This is a genomic window from Luteimonas sp. Soil_C_5, assembly GCF_057656615.1.
On the sequence record NZ_JBDGKA010000001.1, the window covers coordinates 342,721 to 357,752 of the forward strand.

The window sequence follows — 15,032 nt, forward strand, 5'->3', positions numbered from 1 at the left end:
GATCGCGGCAGCCGGGCGTCGTGCGCACGTCCGGATCCAATGCTGCCGCCACGACGTTCCAGGAGACATGACGTGTCGTATCCGGATGTCCAGCTCGAAACCGAACGCCTGATCCTGCGCCTGCCGCGGCGTGAGGATTTCGAGCCCTACGCAAACTTCTCCGGCGACGAGGAGACCATGCGTCACCTCGGCGGCGTGCAGCCGCCGCCGGTGGCCTGGCGCAGCCTCGCGGGACTGGTGGGCAGCTGGCAGTTGCTGGGATTCGGCATGTTCTCGGTGATCGAGAAAGCCAGTGGCGACTGGATCGGCCGCGTCGGGCCGTGGCAGCCGTTCGGCTGGCCGGGCACCGAGGTGGGCTGGAGTCTGCGGCGCGCGTCGTGGGGGCAAGGCTATGGGCCGGAAGCGGCCACCGCGACGATCGACTGGGCGTTCGACACACTGGACTGGGACCAGGTGATCCACACCATCGACCGGGCCAATACCGGTTCCAAGCGCGTCGCGGAGAAGCTGGGTTCGCGCTTCCTGCGCATGGGCCTGCTGCCCGCGCCGTTCGACGGCAACCCGGTGGAGATATGGGGACAGACGCGCGCGCAATGGCAGGCGGCCCGGGCGAACCGCGCATGACCGTCGTCCACGGCTACTCGCCGTCCGGTAACTGCCACAAGGTGCGCCTGCTGCTGGAGCAGCTGGGCCGGCCGTATACGTGGATCGGGACCGACAGCAGTCGCGGCGAAACGCGCACGCCGGCTTACCTCGCCAAGAATCCGAACGGCCAGGTGCCGATGCTGGAGCTCGACGACGGCCGCGTGCTGGTCGAATCGAACGCGATCCTGTGTTTTCTCGCCGCCGGCACACCGCTGCTGCCGGGCGATCCCTGGCAGTACGCGCAGGCGATGCGCTGGATGTTCTTCGAGCAGTACAGCCACGAGCCGGCGATCGCGGTCGCGCGTTTCATCCGCGGCTGGACCGATGCCGATTCCCCGCGCCGCGCGGAACTGCCGGCGCTGCAGGCGTGTGGCCATCGTGCGCTGGCGGTCATGGACGGCCATCTTGCCGGCGGTGCGGCGTGGTTTTCCGGCAGCGTCTACGGCGTCGCCGACATCGCGCTGTTCGCCTACACCGCAGTTGCGCCTGACGGCGGTTTCGACCTGGCCCCGTATCCGGCGCTGCGCGACTGCCTCGCGCGCGTCCGCGGCACGCCGGATTTCATCGACATGCCGGCGCCCGCGCCGGTCAACGCCGCGAGGCTCGCGGCCCCGGACTGAAGGTGACTCGATGTTTGCAGTCGTTCCCGATCCGATCCCGGCCCGCATGAAGGGCCTCAACCGCGCCGAGATCTGCGACGCGAATTTCCAGCAATTCGTGCGTGAGTGGGGCGGTCCGCGTGACGCGGCGCCGGCCGACGACGCGGCGATCCTCGCCGGCAGCACGCTCGATGCGCGCGGCTTTCGGGAACTGTTCGAATCGCAGCTGATCAGCCGTCATCTGGATCTGATGGCGCGCGTGCTGCGCGTGCAGAACAAGGTCTTCTACACGATCGGCTCGAGCGGCCACGAAGGCAACGCGATGGTCGCGCGCGCCACGCGGCATACCGATCCGGCGTTCCTGCACTACCGCAGCGGCGGTTTCATGGCCGAGCGCTTCCGCAAGCTGCCGGGCATGGATCCGGTGATGGATTCCGCGCTCTCGTTCGCCGCCAGCGCGGATGATCCGGCCAGCGGCGGCCGGCACAAGGTCTGGGGCAGCAAGCCGCTGTGGGTGCTGCCGCAGACCTCGACGATCGCCTCGCACCTGCCCAAGGCGCTGGGCACCGCGATGGCGATCGAACACGCGCGACGGATCGGCCAGCCGTTGCCGGTGCCGGACGACAGTCTGGTCGTCTGCTCGTTCGGCGACGCTTCGAGCAATCACGCCACCGCGCAGACCGCGTTCAATGCCGCCGCCTGGGCAAGCTATCAGGGCCTGCCGGCGCCGGTGCTGTTCGTCTGCGAGGACAATGGCATCGGCATTTCGGTGAAGACGCCCGAGGGCTGGATCGCGCGCAACTTCGCACAACGTCCGGGACTGGACTACTTCGCAGCTGACGGCCTCGATCTGGCCACCGGTTTCGGTGATGTGCAGCGCGCCGTCGCGCATTGCCGTCGCAGCCGCCGGCCGACCTTCCTGCATCTGCGCACGACGCGACTCATGGGCCATGCGGGCACGGACTTCGAGATCGAATGGCGGGCGCTGGACGAGCTGTGCGCGGTCGAGGCCAGCGACCCGCTGCTGCGCTCGGCGGCGATCGCGCTGGCATCCGGCCTGATGTCGGCGGTGGACATCCTGTCGCTGTACGAGGCCACCCGCAGCCGCTGCTTCGCCGCTGCCGAAGCGGCCGAGCGCCGTCCCAGACTGGAATCGCTGGCGGAGGTGACCGCGCCGCTGGCGCCGTATTCGCCGTCCGAGGTCCATCGTGAGGCGACGCGGTCCGTCGACCCGGCAGCGCGCATCGCGCTGTTCGGCGACGAGGCGCGGCTGCCGGAGCGCCAGCCGCCGCGTCATCTCGCGGTGCAGATCAACCAGGCCCTGCACGATCTGATGCTGAAGTATCCCGAAGCGCTGCTGTTCGGCGAGGACGTGGCGCAGAAGGGCGGCGTCTACACCGTCAGCAAGGGCCTGCAGAAGGCGTTCGGCGGGCGGCGCGTGTTCAACACGCTGCTCGACGAGACCATGATCCTCGGCATGGCCCAGGGCTACGCCAACATGGGCCTGCTGCCGCTGCCGGAAATCCAGTACCTCGCGTACTTCCACAATGCCTGCGACCAGATCCGCGGCGAGGCGGCCAGCCTGCAGTTCTTCAGCAACGGCCAGTACCGCAATCCGATGGTCGTGCGGATCGCGTCGCTGGGTTACCAGCGCGGTTTCGGGGGGCATTTCCACAACGACAATTCGATCACCGCGCTGCGCGACATTCCCGGGCTCGTCATCGGTTGTCCCTCGCGCGGCGACGACGCGGCAATGATGCTGCGCACGCTGATGGCGCTGGCGAAGGTCGATGGCCGCGTCTGTGCGTTGCTCGAACCGATCGCCCTGTACATGACCAAGGATCTGTACCCCGGTGACGGCGCGTGGTCGACGGCGTATCCGCCGCCCGACCAGGCCCTGACACTGGGCGAACCGCGGGTCTACGACGTCGACGCGACCGATCTGCTGATCATCACCTTCGGCAACGGCGTGCCGATGAGCCTGCGCGCCGCGCGGACGATCCAGGCCGAGCAGGGGTGGTCGGTCCGGGTGGTCGATCTGCGCTGGCTGCTGCCGCTCAACGACGCGGAGATCGCGCGGCATGCGGCGGCGTGTGCGCGCGTGATCGTCGTCGACGAGGGGCGGCGCAGCGCCGGCGTGGGCGAGGGCATCATCACCGCGATCGTCGAGGCTGGACTCGGCGCCACACCGCTGCGGCGGGTGGTCGGCGCCGACACCTACACGCCGCTGGCATCCGCCGCGCTGCTGGTGATTCCGGGCGAGTCCGACATCGTGGAGGCGGCGCGCACGTTCGCCTGACGCGAACGACGTCGATCAAGGGCCGGCGCGGTGGGATCGCCCGGCCTTGGCCGGAAATGCGCGCGCGATCAGTGACCTCGGCAGGCCGTCAGGCGCCGGGCAGGGCGTGGATGTGGATCAGCGCGCCAGACCGTCGAGCAGCGGCACGATCGAGACCGCGGTATCGGCAATCGACAGCGGCGTGTCGGCACGCTCCAGCGGCAGCACCGCCAGCTGGATCTGCGTCGACACACTGACCAGGCGTCCGATCGTCTGGCCATCCTGGGCGACATCTGCGCCCGGCTCCGCGTCGGCAGCGCCCGTCAGCGCGATCAGGCCGCGCCTCGCCTGTCCGAGGAAATGGGTGCGCGCGACGATTTCCTGGCCCGGATAGCAGCCCTTGCGGACGCTGAAGGCGCGCAGTCGATCCAGCGACAGCTGCTGGGGCGTCCAGGCCTCGGCCTGTCCGGTGGGCAGACGCGGCAGTCCGGCGGCCATATCGAGGTCACGCCACTGGTCTGCATGCGCAGCGTCCGATGGCGCGCCGGACGACAGCCGCAAGGCGCGCGGATGCCCGTCGATGCTCCAGTCGAGTTCGATCGCAGCGTCGCCGATGTCCGCACGAGCGCCCTGCGCGCGCGTCGGCGCATCCAGCGTGCCGGCCACCTGCAAGCCCGCGTCGACCGTGATCGTCACCTTGCTGCGGAAGACGAAGCGTTGCAGTGATGCGGCGAATGCGGCGGGGTCCGCGTCCAGAACCAGCAGATGCAACGTCTCCGCATCGACGCGGAGGATCGCGAACAACGCGATCACACGGCCCTTGGGCGTCAGCCAGCCGCTCCAGTGCCAGTGTCCGGCCTCCAGGGCCGCGACGTCGCTCATGAACTGGGCGTGCGCGAATGCCGTCGCATCGCGCCCCTTCATCGTCACGACGGCGACGCCGGGAAGCGCGAAAGACCGGTCGGATGCAGCGTGCAGCTTGTCTGACATGGGGCTGGGAACTAGACTTGAACGGATGATCAACCCCGACATCATAGGCGACGACGCGGACCAGCCGCAGACGCCGGTGCCGGTGCCGGTTCCCGAACCCGAAACCGAGGTCGGTGGCCGCGTCGGTCCTGATCCCACCCGTTACGGCGATTGGGAAAAGAACGGTCGTTGTATCGATTTCTGATCCGTCACGTCGCGTCTGGCGAGCGGATTCGCACCACCAGCCACGCGGCGAGACGCCGCCAGCGAGGAGAGCAGCCAGCGATGGCAAAGCGCAACCGTCCCCTGTCACCGTTCATGCTCGGCACGCTGTATCGCCTGCAGATCACATCGGTGATGTCCCTGATGCACCGGGTCACCGGCATCGTCGCGTCGATCGGCGCATTCGGCCTGGCCTGGTGGCTGCTCGCCGTCGCCCAGGGCGGTGACGCCTACGCCTCGGCCGCTGCCTGCCTGTCCTCGCCGCTCGGCATGCTGGCACTCGCCGGTGTCTCGTTCGCGCTGGTCTATCACCTGCTCAATGGCATCCGCCATCTGATGTGGGATGCCGGCATGGGCTTCGAGCTTCCGGAGGTCTATCGCTCCGGTTACACCGTGATCGCGCTGGCTGTCGTGCTGACGGCCGCGATCTGGTTCATCGCGTTGCGAGGTGTTGCATGAGCGAGACCAAGACGCCGGACGAAGTGGTCCGTCCGCGCGATTTCCGCACGCCCGTCGGCCGTGCACGCGGCCTGGGCTCGGGCAAGACCGGCACCGGACATTTCTGGTGGCAGCGCGTCACCGCCGTGGCACTGGTGCCGCTGGTCGCCTGGTTCGTCGGCACCCTGGTGTCGCTGGCCGGCGCCGATCTGGCGACCGTGCACACGGTCCTCGCGCGTCCGTTCAACGCGATCGCCTTCGCGCTGTTCGCGATCGCGATGTTCTGGCACGCCAAGCTGGGCCTGCAGGTGATCATCGAGGATTACATCCACCAGCGCGCGCTGGAAGTCACCCTGCAGCTTCTCGTCACATTCGCCTGCGCCGCTGGCGCGCTCGCATCGCTGTACGCGATTGCGCGCATCGCACTGCTGGGCTGAGAACCACATGACCAACGCTTACAAGATCACCGAACACACCTACGACATGATCGTCGTCGGCGCCGGCGGCGCCGGCCTGCGCGCGACCTTCGGCCTGGCCCACAAGGGCCTGCAGACCGCGTGCCTGACCAAGGTGTTTCCGACCCGTTCGCACACCGTGGCCGCGCAGGGCGGCATTTCCGCCGCGCTCGGCAACATGGGCGAGGACGACTGGCGCTTCCACTTCTACGACACGATCAAGGGCTCCGACTGGCTGGGCGACCAGGACGCCATCCAGTACATGTGTCGCGAGGCGATTCCCGCGATCATCGAGCTCGAGCACCAGGGCGTGCCGTTCTCGCGTACCGAAGAGGGCAAGATCTACCAGCGTCCCTTCGGTGGCATGACTACGCATTACGGCAAGGGCATCGCCCAGCGCACCTGCGCGGCGGCCGACCGTACGGGTCACGCGATCCTGCACACGCTGTACCAGCAGTCGCTGGCGCATGACGCGCGTTTCTTCATCGAGTACTTCGCGCTCGACCTGATCATGGACGAGGACGGCGCCTGCCGCGGCGTCCTCGCACTCGACATGGCCGAGGGCACGCTGCACCTGTTCCGCGCCCAGGGCGTGGTGCTGGCGACCGGCGGCTACGGCCGCGCGTACTTCTCCGCGACCTCCGCGCACACCTGCACCGGCGACGGTGGCGGCATGGCGCTGCGCGCCGGCCTGGGTCTGCAGGACATGGAGTTCGTGCAGTTCCACCCGACGGGTATCTACGGCGCGGGCTGCCTGATCACCGAAGGCGTGCGCGGCGAAGGCGGCATCCTGCGCAACGCCAGCGGCGAGCGCTTCATGGAGCGCTACGCACCGAACGCCAAGGATCTCGCTTCGCGCGACGTCGTGTCGCGTTCGATGACGATGGAAATCCGCGAAGGCCGCGGCGTCGGCGAGCACAAGGATCACATCCATCTGGATCTGACCCATCTCGACCCGAAGGAAATCCACGAGAAGCTGCCCGGCATCGCCGAGAGCGCGAAGATCTTCGCCGGCGTCGACGTCGAAAAGCAGCCGATTCCGGTGATTCCGACCGTCCACTACAACATGGGTGGCATTCCGACCAACTACCACGGCGAAGTCGTGCAGTTGAAGGACGGCAATCCGGATGCGGTGGTCCCGGGCCTGTACGCGATCGGCGAAGCCGCCTGCGTGTCGGTGCACGGCGCCAACCGTCTGGGCTCGAACTCGCTGCTCGATCTGGTGGTGTTCGGTCGCGCGGTGGCCAACCGCTGCGCCGAGACGATCAAGCCGAGCGCGCGTCACAAGCCGCTCGCCAAGGACGCCTGCGACAAGGCGCTGTCGAACCTCGACGCACTGCGCAACGCCAGCGGCAGCACGCCGACCTCGGTGATCCGCGACAACATGCAGCGCACGATGCAGAACGATGCCGCCGTGTTCCGCACCAGCAAGACGCTGGCCGAGGGTGTCGAGAAGATCCGCGAGATCCACGCGTCGTTCGCCGACGTCAAGGTCAGCGACCGGTCGATGGTGTGGAACTCGGACCTCGTCGAAACGCTGGAACTGCAGAACCTGCTGGGCCAAGCGCTGGTGACCATCGTCTCGGCCGAGAACCGCAAGGAATCGCGAGGCGCGCATGCGCACGAGGACTTCCCGGACCGCGACGACGAGACTTGGCACAAGCACACGCTGTGCTGGGCCGACAACGCCGGCAACACGACGATCGATTACCGCCCGGTGCACATGTACACGCTCGACGACGAAGTCGAAGCGGTGCCGCCGAAAGCACGCGTGTATTGACAGCTGTGATTGGTGATTCGTGATGGGGGATTCGAACAGGCGAGAGTGCCGCGAATTGCCGCTTCTACGAATCACGAATGACCAATAACGAATCACGGACTCCCCATGGCAGAATTTTCGCTCCCGAAGAATTCCAAGGTGCAGCAGGGCCGGCACTTCCCGGCCACGGGCGCCACGCGCGTCCGTACCTTCAAGGTCTACCGCTGGAATCCGGATGACGGCCGCAACCCGTCGACCGATACCTACGAGGTCGATCTCGACAAGTGCGGTCCGATGGTTCTCGACGCGCTGATCAAGATCAAGAACGAGATCGATCCGACGCTGGCGTTCCGCCGCTCGTGCCGCGAAGGCATCTGCGGTTCGTGCGCGATGAACATCGACGGCACGAACACGCTGGCCTGCACCCGCGCGATCGACGACTGCAAGAAGGCCGAGGTGCCGATCTACCCGCTGCCGCACATGGAAGTGGTCAAGGATCTGGTGCCCGACCTGACCCACTTCTACGCGCAGTACGCCTCGATCCAGCCGTGGATCCGCACCCAGAGTGCGGCGCCGCCGGACCGCGAACGCCTGCAGTCCAAGGAAGACCGTGCCAAGCTCGACGGTCTGTACGAGTGCATCCTGTGCGCCTGCTGCACGACCAGCTGCCCGAGCTACTGGTGGAACGGCGACCGCTACCTCGGTCCGGCCGTGCTGCTGCAGGCTTACCGCTGGATCATCGACAGCCGTGACGAGGACACCGGCAAGCGCCTGGACGATCTCGAAGATCCGTTCAAGCTCTACCGCTGTCACACCATCATGAACTGCGCGCGGACCTGCCCGAAGGGTCTGAATCCGGCGAAGGCGATCGGCGAGATCAAGCAGCTGATGCTGGCGCGTCGCGGCTGATGCCGTGACGCCGTCGTCGACGGCGGTCCTGTGGCCGGGGTTCGCCCTGGCCGGCCTGACCTTTCTGGTGATGGCCGAGATGTACCGCCGCCGGTTCACGCAGATGCGCCGTGAGCGCATTACTCCGGGTGCCGTCGCGACTTCCGCGCAATCTGCGCGCCTGTTGACGGACAGCGCAGCAGCCGACAATTTCCGCAATCTGCTGGAATTGCCGCTGCTGTTCTACGTTGCGCTGCTGCTGGCCCATGTGACCGGGCAGGACCAGGCCGCGATCCTGGTGCTGGCCTGGTTGTTCGTCGGGCTGCGTGCCGCACACAGTGCGATCCATTGCATCGGCAATCGCGTCGTGCCGCGTTTCATCGCCTTCATCTGCAGCGTCCTTGCGCTGCTTCTGCTATGGGCCCGGCTCGCCCATGGAGTGTTCACCCATGTCTGACGACGCCACCGAACTCCGTCGCCTGCGCTGGCGCAGCCGGCGTGGCATGCGTGAACTCGACCGCTTGTTCGAACGCTGGCTCGACCGCTGCTGGGCGACATCCACCGAGGCCGAGCGCGCCGTTTTCCGACGGCTGCTGGACTGCGAGGACGATAGGTTGTGGAAATGGTTCCTCGGCCACGAACGTCCCGACGATGCCGAACTCGACGCCTTCGTCCAATCGATCCGCGCACTTCCGCACGAGTCCTGACGGCGCGTCCGCGCGTATCCGCTGGCAGCCATCGCGCCTGCTGCAGGTCGCGCTCGGCGCACTGACCGCCTGCGCCTGCCTGTCGATCTGGCTGTCCGAACTGCCGGCGCTGCTGTCGTGGAGTGCGATGCCACTGCTGGTCGTCGCGGGTGCGCTTCGTATCCGACATGAAGCACGCCGCCCCACGCGCCTGCTGGTGATCGACGTGGGCGGCACCGTGACGCTCGATGGCCAGCGGCTCGACGATGCACGGCTGCACTGGCGCGGACCGATCCTGCGCCTCGAATGGCGCGAGGCCGGGCGAGGGCATGCACTGCTGTGGTGGCCGGATACCCTGCCGCCGGCCCGACGACGTGAACTGCGTCTGGCCTCGGCCGCGCTGGCAGCGCCACCGCGGACGGAATCGATGGCACCATAGCCGCTGCCCGGCGGGGCCATGCGGCGAGCGACGTGCCGACGGCGCGCCGCCTTCAGACCGGACGTTCATGCTCAGACCCATTCCTGCCGCCATCGGCCTGCGCTATCTGCGCGCCAAGCGCCGCAACGGATTCATCTCCTTCATCTCGCTGGCCTCGATCCTCGGCATCGCCATCGGCGTGACCGTACTGATCACCACGCTGGCGGTGATGAGCGGCTTCCAGAAGGAAATCCGCGACCGCATGCTCGGCATGGTCGCGCACGCGACGATCAGCGCCGACGGCGACACGCTGTCGAACTGGCAGCGCGCGATCGATGTCGCACGCGAGGATGCGCGTGTGGCCGGCGCCGCGCCCTACGTCGACACGCAGGCGCTGCTGCGCGGCAGTCGCAACGAACCTGCCGCGGTGCGTGCGATCGTGCCGGAGGACGAAGCGCAGGTGTCCGACCTCGCCACGTCGATGGTCATCGGCAAGCTCGAGGACCTGCAGCCGGGCACGTTCAATATCGTGCTCGGGCGCGAACTCGCGCTATGGCTGGGCGTGGGCGTCGGCGACAGCGTCATCGTGACCACCGATTTCCAGGTCACGCCGATGGGCGCGGTCCCGCAGCTCAAACGCTTCACCGTCAGCGGCATCTTCGAAGCCGGTTACCAGGATTTCGACCGGCGTCTGGCCGTGGTCAATCTCAGCGATGCGCAGCGCCTGCTGCGGATCGGTGATGGCGTCACCGGTGTGCGCCTGAAACTGCACGATATGGACCGCGCGCAGCAGGTAACGCGTGATCTCGTGCACAAGCTCGGCGGCGTGTACCGCGTGAGCGACTGGAGCATCGAGAACGCGAACATGTTCCGGGCGCTGAAGCTCGAGAAGACAATGATCGGCATCCTGCTGTCGCTGATCATCGTCATGGGCTCGTTCAATCTCGTCGCGTCGCAGGTGAGCCTGGTGACCGACAAGCAGGCCGACATCGCCATCCTGCGCACGCTGGGGCTCACGCCCGGCGGGGTCATGCAGGTGTTCATGGTGCAGGGCACGATGATCGGCGTGATCGGCACGATCCTCGGCATTACCGGCGGTCTGCTGCTGACCTTCAATCTCGAACACATCCTGCGCGCGATCGAAGGCGCGTTCGGCGTCGTGCTGATGCCCGAGGATGTCTATTACGTGACCGGCCTGCCGATCGACCTGCAGGTCAGCGACGTGGTGATGATCGCCAGCGTCGCGCTGGTGATGGCCTTCGTCGCGACGATCTATCCGGCGCTGCGCGCAGCGCGCACGGCCCCGGCGGAGGCGCTGCGCTATGAGTGAGACGACGACTGCCGCACGCACGCCCGCACCGGACATGGTGGTGCTGGCGGCCGAAGGCCTGGGCAAGACCTACGCCGAAGGCAGCTTGAACACGCCGGTGTTCGACGGCCTGGACTTCGCGGTGCGCGCCGGCGAAACCGTCGCGATCCTCGGTGCGTCCGGCGCGGGCAAGAGCACGCTGCTGCATCTGCTGGGCGGGCTGGATACGCCGACGGCGGGCGAGGTGTTCGTGTCGGGCCAGAAGATGAGCGCACTGTCGAACGCGGCGCGCGGCACGCTGCGCAATCGCTCGCTAGGCTTCGTCTACCAGTTCCATCACCTGCTGCCCGAGTTCACGGCGCTTGAGAACGTGATGCTGCCTGCGCTGCTCAACGGTGCCAGCGATGCCGATGCCACGAAACGGTCGCGTGATCTGCTGGAGACCGTCGGTCTCGGCCATCGGCTCGCCCACAAGCCGGGCGAACTGTCGGGCGGCGAGCGTCAGCGCGCCGCGGTGGCGCGTGCGCTGGTCAACAAGCCGGCCTGCGTGCTCGGCGACGAGCCGACCGGCAATCTCGACGAGCGCACCGCGGCGACGGTGTTCGAGCTGATGCTCGAACTCAACCGCGCGCAGCACACCAGCCTGGTGCTGGTGACGCATGACCGCCGGCTCGCGCGCAAGCTCGACCGGGTCATGGAACTGCACCAGGGCAAGCTGCGCGAAGTGGCGAAAGACGACGTCTGAGGTCGGCTCGTGCGGGACCTCCCTGTGAAGCGGCCGCGGCAGCGACGGGGTGTTCCGGATCGGGCATAGCGGCCGAGGCCGCGCCCGCAACGACGCGCGTGATTCCGGTTCGCGGCGCCGGCTATTCGCTCGGCTTCGCGGCTTCAGTCGGCCGCTGTGTCGCGGCGCGGCGCGACAGCACCGCTTCGCGGTGCGCGATGTAGCCGTTCGCACCGAACACGATGCCGGCGCCGATCGCGGTCCACATGTCGATGACTTCGCCGAACAGCAGCCAGCCGAACAGCACGACGATCGGCAGCTGCACGAAGCTGATCGGCTGCAGCGCGGACACTTCGCCCAGGCGCAGCGCCCGTGTCCACAGCCATTGGCCCAACGTGCCCAGCACGCCGGTCGCGATCAGCCACAGCCACACCGTCGGGCCCGGCCAGACCCACTGGAACAGGGCGGGGATCAGCGACAACGGCACCCACAACAGGTAGGTGTAGAACACGATCGTGTCCGGCGGATCCAGCTTCGAGAGCTGCTTCATCTGGATCGCGACCAGTGCGGCGAGGAGCGCGCCGACCACGGGCACCAGCATCGCGGCCGTGAACGCCACGCCCGGCCGCAGGATCACCAGCACGCCGAGAAAACCGGCGGACACCGCCATCCAGCGCCGGATGCGCACGATCTCGCCGAGCCAGATCACCGCCGCGATCGTCGCGAACAGCGGCGCCGCATACGACAGCGAGATCGCCTGCGACAGCGGCAGATGGCCGATCGCCCAGAACGCGCACAGCATCGAGCCGAGGCCGACCACGGTGCGGATCACGTAGCGGCCCAGATTGCGCGTGCGCGGCAGGCCTGCGCCGCTGCGCAGGAGGATCGGCAGCAGGGCGAGCAGGCCGAAGAAGTTGCGGAAGAACGCGACCTCGGTGGTCGGGACGGTCGCCGACGCATAGCGGATCGCGATTGCCATCAGCGCGAACGCCGAGGTGCTGCCCAGCATCAGCAGCGCGGCCTGTCCCTGCACGGTCGCGGGTCGCCAGCGGAGCAGGGCGCGGGCGTTCACCACGCCGCCCCGACGATCCTCGGTTCGGGTTCCAGCGCCACGCCGAAGCGCATCTGCACCGAGGCCGCGATGCGTCGCGCCAGCCCCAGCAGTTCGGTGCCCTGCGCGTTGCCGTGATTGACCAGCACCAGCGCGTGGCCGGGCGCCACACCGGCGTCGCCATCGCGATGGCCTTTCCAGCCGCAGCGGTCGATCAACCAGGCAGCCGAAAGTTTGCGCAGGTCCGCATCGACCGCGAACACCGGAATCCCGCCGTGCGCTGCGACCAGTGCGGAAGCCTGCGCGGCCGGCACGATCGGATTCTTGAAGAAACTGCCGGCGTTGCCGATCACCGCAGGGTCCGGCAGCTTGCTGCGGCGGATGTCGATGACGGCTTCGGCCACGTCGAGCGGACGCGGCGATGTGATCCCGCGCGCGGCCAGCACGTCACGCAGGCCGGCGTAATCGAGCACTGGCTGCGCGAAACGGTGCAGCGCGAACTCGACGGCAGTGACGATCCAGCGATCGGCCAGCTGCTTGAAGACGCTGTCGCGATAGCCGAAGCGGCAGGCGGCCGCGTCGAGCCGCACGAACGCGCGCGTGTGCTGGTCGAAGGCTTCGACCGCGACCACGTGTTCGCCGACCTCGACGCCGTACGCGCCGATGTTCTGGATCGGCGCGGCGCCGACCGTGCCCGGAATCAGCGCGAGGTTCTCCAGCCCGCCCAGTTCCTGCGCCAACGTCCACAGCACGAAACCGTGCCAGTCGGCGCCGGCGGCGGCGCGCACGACGACCTGCTCACCATCGTCCGACACCACGCTGCGGCGTGCATCGATGATCGCCAGCACGTCGCCGGCATCGCCTGCGAACAACAGATTGCTGCCACCGCCGAGGATCAGCGGCCGCGCGCCGTCGAGCAGGGCGAGGGCGTCGGGCAATCCCTCGACGTCGCCCACTTCGAGCAGGCGCTGGGCGCCGGCACGGATGCCGAAACTGTTGCGCGACGTGAGATCGGCCCGCTCGAGCAGGCGGAAGGAATCGGACATCGGCCGGTCAGAGATTGGGCACGTTGCCGCGGCTCGGTGCCTCGCGGCGCCGGCGGATGGCTTCCACGCAATCGCCGATCAGCGGCGGGCCGCGGTAGATCAGGCCGGAATAGACCTGCACCAGCGACGCGCCGGCCGCGAATTTCTTCACCGCATCCGCGCCCGACATGATGCCGCCCACGCCGACCAGTGGAATGCTGTCGGGCAGGCGCGTGCGCAGCATCCGCAGCACCGTCGTCGACTTGTTCATCAGCGGCTCGCCGGACAGGCCACCGGCTTCTTCGGCCTGCGGATCGGACTGCACGCTGATCCGCGAAATCGTGGTGTTGGTGGCCACGACGCCATCGACATGCAGATCGGAGAGCACGCGCGCGGCGGCCGCGATGTCGTTGTCGTTGAGATCGGGCGCGACCTTGACCAGCACCGGCACGCGGCGGCCGTGCTGCGAGGCCAGACGCTCCTGCGCATCGCGCAGTGTGCCGATCAGGCGGCGCAGGGCCTGTTCTTCCTGCAGTTCGCGCAGCCCCGCGGTGTTGGGCGAGGAGATGTTGACGGTGATGTAGTCGGCCAGCGGATACACGCGTTCCATGCAGAACAGGTAATCGTCCGCGGCGTCCTCGTTGGGCGTGTCCTTGTTCTTGCCGATGTTGATGCCAAGAATGCCGTTGCGCTTCGCGCGGCCGACGTTCGCCACCAGCGCGTCGACGCCCTGGTTGTTGAAGCCGAGCCGGTTGATCAGCGCCCGGTGCTGCGGCAGCCGGAACATCCGCGGTTTCGGGTTGCCGTCCTGCGGCTTCGGGGTGACCGTGCCCACTTCGACGAAACCGAAGCCGAGCGCGAACAGCGCATCGATGTGCGCGCCGTTCTTGTCCAGACCCGCGGCCAGACCGACCGGATTGGGAAAGCGCAGGCCGAAGGCCTCGGTCGGCAGGGGCGTCGCCGGCTGTCCCAGCAGGGTCGTCAGGCCGGCGCGGTGGGCCGCATCCAGCGAGGCGAGCGCCAGGCCGTGCGCGCGTTCGGCATCCAGTCGGAACAGCAGGGGGCGCGCGAATCCGTACACGTCAGGAGGCGGCCGCGATCATGGCGAAGATCCCGCCGAAGACCAGGAACGCGAGCATCAGCAGCAGGACGCCGAGTCCGATCGCGGTGTAGCCCAGGATCAGGCCCGAGATCGCGAGGCCGTCGCCGTCGGTACGATCGGGCGCTCGGCGGATCTCGCTGCGTGCCAGGTGGCCGGTGACGATGGCCACGATGCTGCCGATCAGCGGCACCACGGTCCAGCCGAGCAGGCCGGACACCAGGCTGACGATCGCCATCGGACTGGTCTGGCGGTACGGCACGGGCGTGGGAGTGGTCATGGACAGGTCTGCAGGCGGATGCCGGGCATGGCCGGACACGCATCCACTCCCGCGCAGCGCGGAACGGACAGGCAGACCGGAGTTCGCGGCACCATCGGTGGCGGCCCAGGGCAAGCGGGGGGAAGCGCCGATTATTCCAGAAGCATCGCCGCGATGGGAGCGCGCGATGGCGGCAGGCGTGTCGTCA

18 protein-coding genes are annotated in these 15,032 nt (G+C 67.9%); 13 read left to right on the forward strand and 5 right to left on the reverse strand.

All coding sequences use genetic code 11. The annotated features are described in order from the left end of the window. Positions 1–39: 39 nt before the first annotated feature. The 3 genes from AC3A5K_RS01655 to AC3A5K_RS01665 are packed head-to-tail and all read left to right on the forward strand — an operon-like array spanning position 40 to position 3,543. The gene (locus AC3A5K_RS01655; protein ID WP_487615772.1) at positions 40–624 is read left to right on the forward strand and encodes a GNAT family N-acetyltransferase; all 585 of its coding nucleotides are present in this window, start codon (positions 40–42) and stop codon (positions 622–624) included. Beyond that, positions 621–1,265, forward strand: a complete 645-nt coding sequence (locus AC3A5K_RS01660; RefSeq protein ID WP_487615773.1) for a glutathione S-transferase family protein — start codon at positions 621–623, stop codon at positions 1,263–1,265. The genes AC3A5K_RS01655 and AC3A5K_RS01660 overlap by 4 nt, the downstream gene beginning before the upstream one ends. A gap of 10 nt (positions 1,266–1,275) precedes the next feature. Beyond that, positions 1,276–3,543 (forward strand): thiamine pyrophosphate-dependent enzyme, encoded by a 2,268-nt coding sequence (locus tag AC3A5K_RS01665; RefSeq protein WP_487615774.1) that lies wholly within the window; start codon positions 1,276–1,278, stop codon positions 3,541–3,543. Positions 3,544–3,660: 117 nt separating this feature from the next. On the opposite strand, the gene ygfZ is transcribed toward AC3A5K_RS01665, so the two are convergent. After that, positions 3,661–4,512, reverse strand: coding sequence for a CAF17-like 4Fe-4S cluster assembly/insertion protein YgfZ (ygfZ, locus tag AC3A5K_RS01670; RefSeq protein ID WP_487615775.1), 852 nt, complete (start codon positions 4,510–4,512; stop codon positions 3,661–3,663). A gap of 25 nt (positions 4,513–4,537) precedes the next feature. Here ygfZ and AC3A5K_RS01675 point away from each other — a divergent pair, with 25 nt between their 5' ends. The 10 genes from AC3A5K_RS01675 (at position 4,538) to lolD (ending at position 11,411) form a co-directional block, all read left to right on the forward strand. Further along, on the forward strand, positions 4,538–4,696 hold the full coding sequence (locus tag AC3A5K_RS01675) for a DUF1674 domain-containing protein (protein WP_487615776.1): 159 nt from the start codon (positions 4,538–4,540) through the stop codon (positions 4,694–4,696). Between the two features lie 80 nt (positions 4,697–4,776). Further along, entirely contained in the window at positions 4,777–5,172 is a 396-nt protein-coding gene (gene sdhC, locus AC3A5K_RS01680) for a succinate dehydrogenase, cytochrome b556 subunit (protein WP_487615777.1), read from the forward strand. Further along, a complete protein-coding gene (sdhD, locus tag AC3A5K_RS01685; RefSeq protein ID WP_487615778.1) occupies positions 5,169–5,588 on the forward strand; it encodes a succinate dehydrogenase, hydrophobic membrane anchor protein in 420 nt (139 codons plus the stop codon). The genes sdhC and sdhD overlap by 4 nt, the downstream gene beginning before the upstream one ends. A gap of 7 nt (positions 5,589–5,595) precedes the next feature. After that, on the forward strand, positions 5,596–7,386 hold the full coding sequence (sdhA, locus tag AC3A5K_RS01690; RefSeq protein ID WP_487615779.1) for a succinate dehydrogenase flavoprotein subunit: 1,791 nt from the start codon (positions 5,596–5,598) through the stop codon (positions 7,384–7,386). Positions 7,387–7,491: 105 nt separating this feature from the next. Further along, positions 7,492–8,274: a succinate dehydrogenase iron-sulfur subunit gene (locus AC3A5K_RS01695; protein ID WP_487615780.1), complete on the forward strand. Its 783-nt coding sequence runs from the start codon at positions 7,492–7,494 to the stop codon at positions 8,272–8,274. A 4-nt stretch (positions 8,275–8,278) separates the two neighbouring features. Beyond that, positions 8,279–8,710: an MAPEG family protein gene (locus AC3A5K_RS01700; protein ID WP_487615781.1), complete on the forward strand. Its 432-nt coding sequence runs from the start codon at positions 8,279–8,281 to the stop codon at positions 8,708–8,710. After that, positions 8,703–8,960, forward strand: a complete 258-nt coding sequence (locus AC3A5K_RS01705) for an FAD assembly factor SdhE (protein WP_487615782.1) — start codon at positions 8,703–8,705, stop codon at positions 8,958–8,960. The genes AC3A5K_RS01700 and AC3A5K_RS01705 overlap by 8 nt, the downstream gene beginning before the upstream one ends. After that, a complete protein-coding gene (locus tag AC3A5K_RS01710; protein ID WP_487615783.1) occupies positions 8,905–9,378 on the forward strand; it encodes a hypothetical protein in 474 nt (157 codons plus the stop codon). Before AC3A5K_RS01705 ends, AC3A5K_RS01710 begins: the two co-directional genes overlap by 56 nt. Positions 9,379–9,445: 67 nt before the next feature. Beyond that, positions 9,446–10,687 (forward strand): lipoprotein-releasing ABC transporter permease subunit, encoded by a 1,242-nt coding sequence (locus AC3A5K_RS01715; protein ID WP_487615784.1) that lies wholly within the window; start codon positions 9,446–9,448, stop codon positions 10,685–10,687. Further along, on the forward strand, positions 10,680–11,411 hold the full coding sequence (gene lolD, locus AC3A5K_RS01720; RefSeq protein ID WP_487615785.1) for a lipoprotein-releasing ABC transporter ATP-binding protein LolD: 732 nt from the start codon (positions 10,680–10,682) through the stop codon (positions 11,409–11,411). Before AC3A5K_RS01715 ends, lolD begins: the two co-directional genes overlap by 8 nt. A gap of 121 nt (positions 11,412–11,532) precedes the next feature. On the opposite strand, the gene AC3A5K_RS01725 is transcribed toward lolD, so the two are convergent. From AC3A5K_RS01725 to AC3A5K_RS01740, 4 genes are read right to left on the reverse strand one after another with little or no spacing between them, the layout of a single operon-like run. Continuing rightward, complete coding sequence (locus AC3A5K_RS01725; protein ID WP_487616293.1) at positions 11,533–12,399, reverse strand: DMT family transporter; 867 nt, start codon at positions 12,397–12,399, stop codon at positions 11,533–11,535. A gap of 59 nt (positions 12,400–12,458) precedes the next feature. Continuing rightward, the gene (murB, locus tag AC3A5K_RS01730) at positions 12,459–13,487 is read right to left on the reverse strand and encodes a UDP-N-acetylmuramate dehydrogenase (protein WP_487615786.1); all 1,029 of its coding nucleotides are present in this window, start codon (positions 13,485–13,487) and stop codon (positions 12,459–12,461) included. A gap of 7 nt (positions 13,488–13,494) precedes the next feature. Beyond that, positions 13,495–14,547 (reverse strand): quinone-dependent dihydroorotate dehydrogenase, encoded by a 1,053-nt coding sequence (locus tag AC3A5K_RS01735; protein ID WP_487615787.1) that lies wholly within the window; start codon positions 14,545–14,547, stop codon positions 13,495–13,497. 1 nt (position 14,548) lies between these two features. Beyond that, positions 14,549–14,845 carry a DUF4190 domain-containing protein gene (locus tag AC3A5K_RS01740; RefSeq protein ID WP_487615788.1) on the reverse strand — a complete coding sequence of 99 codons (297 nt, stop codon included), beginning with the start codon at positions 14,843–14,845 and terminating at the stop codon, positions 14,549–14,551. Between the last annotated feature and the right edge of the window lie 187 nt (positions 14,846–15,032).

Excerpts from the sequence above, each read along its gene's own strand:
- AC3A5K_RS01655 (WP_487615772.1), top strand. The coding sequence starts at position 40 with ATGCTGCCGCCACGACGTTCCAGGAGACATGACGTGTCGTATCCGGAT.
- AC3A5K_RS01660 (WP_487615773.1), top strand. The coding sequence starts at position 621 with ATGACCGTCGTCCACGGCTACTCGCCGTCCGGTAACTGCCACAAGGTG.
- AC3A5K_RS01665 (WP_487615774.1), top strand. The coding sequence starts at position 1,276 with ATGTTTGCAGTCGTTCCCGATCCGATCCCGGCCCGCATGAAGGGCCTC.
- ygfZ (WP_487615775.1), bottom strand. The coding sequence starts at position 4,512 with ATGTCAGACAAGCTGCACGCTGCATCCGACCGGTCTTTCGCGCTTCCC.
- AC3A5K_RS01675 (WP_487615776.1), top strand. The coding sequence starts at position 4,538 with ATGATCAACCCCGACATCATAGGCGACGACGCGGACCAGCCGCAGACG.
- sdhC (WP_487615777.1), top strand. The coding sequence starts at position 4,777 with ATGGCAAAGCGCAACCGTCCCCTGTCACCGTTCATGCTCGGCACGCTG.
- sdhD (WP_487615778.1), top strand. The coding sequence starts at position 5,169 with ATGAGCGAGACCAAGACGCCGGACGAAGTGGTCCGTCCGCGCGATTTC.
- sdhA (WP_487615779.1), top strand. The coding sequence starts at position 5,596 with ATGACCAACGCTTACAAGATCACCGAACACACCTACGACATGATCGTC.
- AC3A5K_RS01695 (WP_487615780.1), top strand. The coding sequence starts at position 7,492 with ATGGCAGAATTTTCGCTCCCGAAGAATTCCAAGGTGCAGCAGGGCCGG.
- AC3A5K_RS01705 (WP_487615782.1), top strand. The coding sequence starts at position 8,703 with ATGTCTGACGACGCCACCGAACTCCGTCGCCTGCGCTGGCGCAGCCGG.
- AC3A5K_RS01710 (WP_487615783.1), top strand. The coding sequence starts at position 8,905 with ATGCCGAACTCGACGCCTTCGTCCAATCGATCCGCGCACTTCCGCACG.
- AC3A5K_RS01715 (WP_487615784.1), top strand. The coding sequence starts at position 9,446 with ATGCTCAGACCCATTCCTGCCGCCATCGGCCTGCGCTATCTGCGCGCC.
- lolD (WP_487615785.1), top strand. The coding sequence starts at position 10,680 with ATGAGTGAGACGACGACTGCCGCACGCACGCCCGCACCGGACATGGTG.
- AC3A5K_RS01725 (WP_487616293.1), bottom strand. The coding sequence starts at position 12,399 with ATGCTGGGCAGCACCTCGGCGTTCGCGCTGATGGCAATCGCGATCCGC.
- murB (WP_487615786.1), bottom strand. The coding sequence starts at position 13,487 with ATGTCCGATTCCTTCCGCCTGCTCGAGCGGGCCGATCTCACGTCGCGC.
- AC3A5K_RS01740 (WP_487615788.1), bottom strand. The coding sequence starts at position 14,845 with ATGACCACTCCCACGCCCGTGCCGTACCGCCAGACCAGTCCGATGGCG.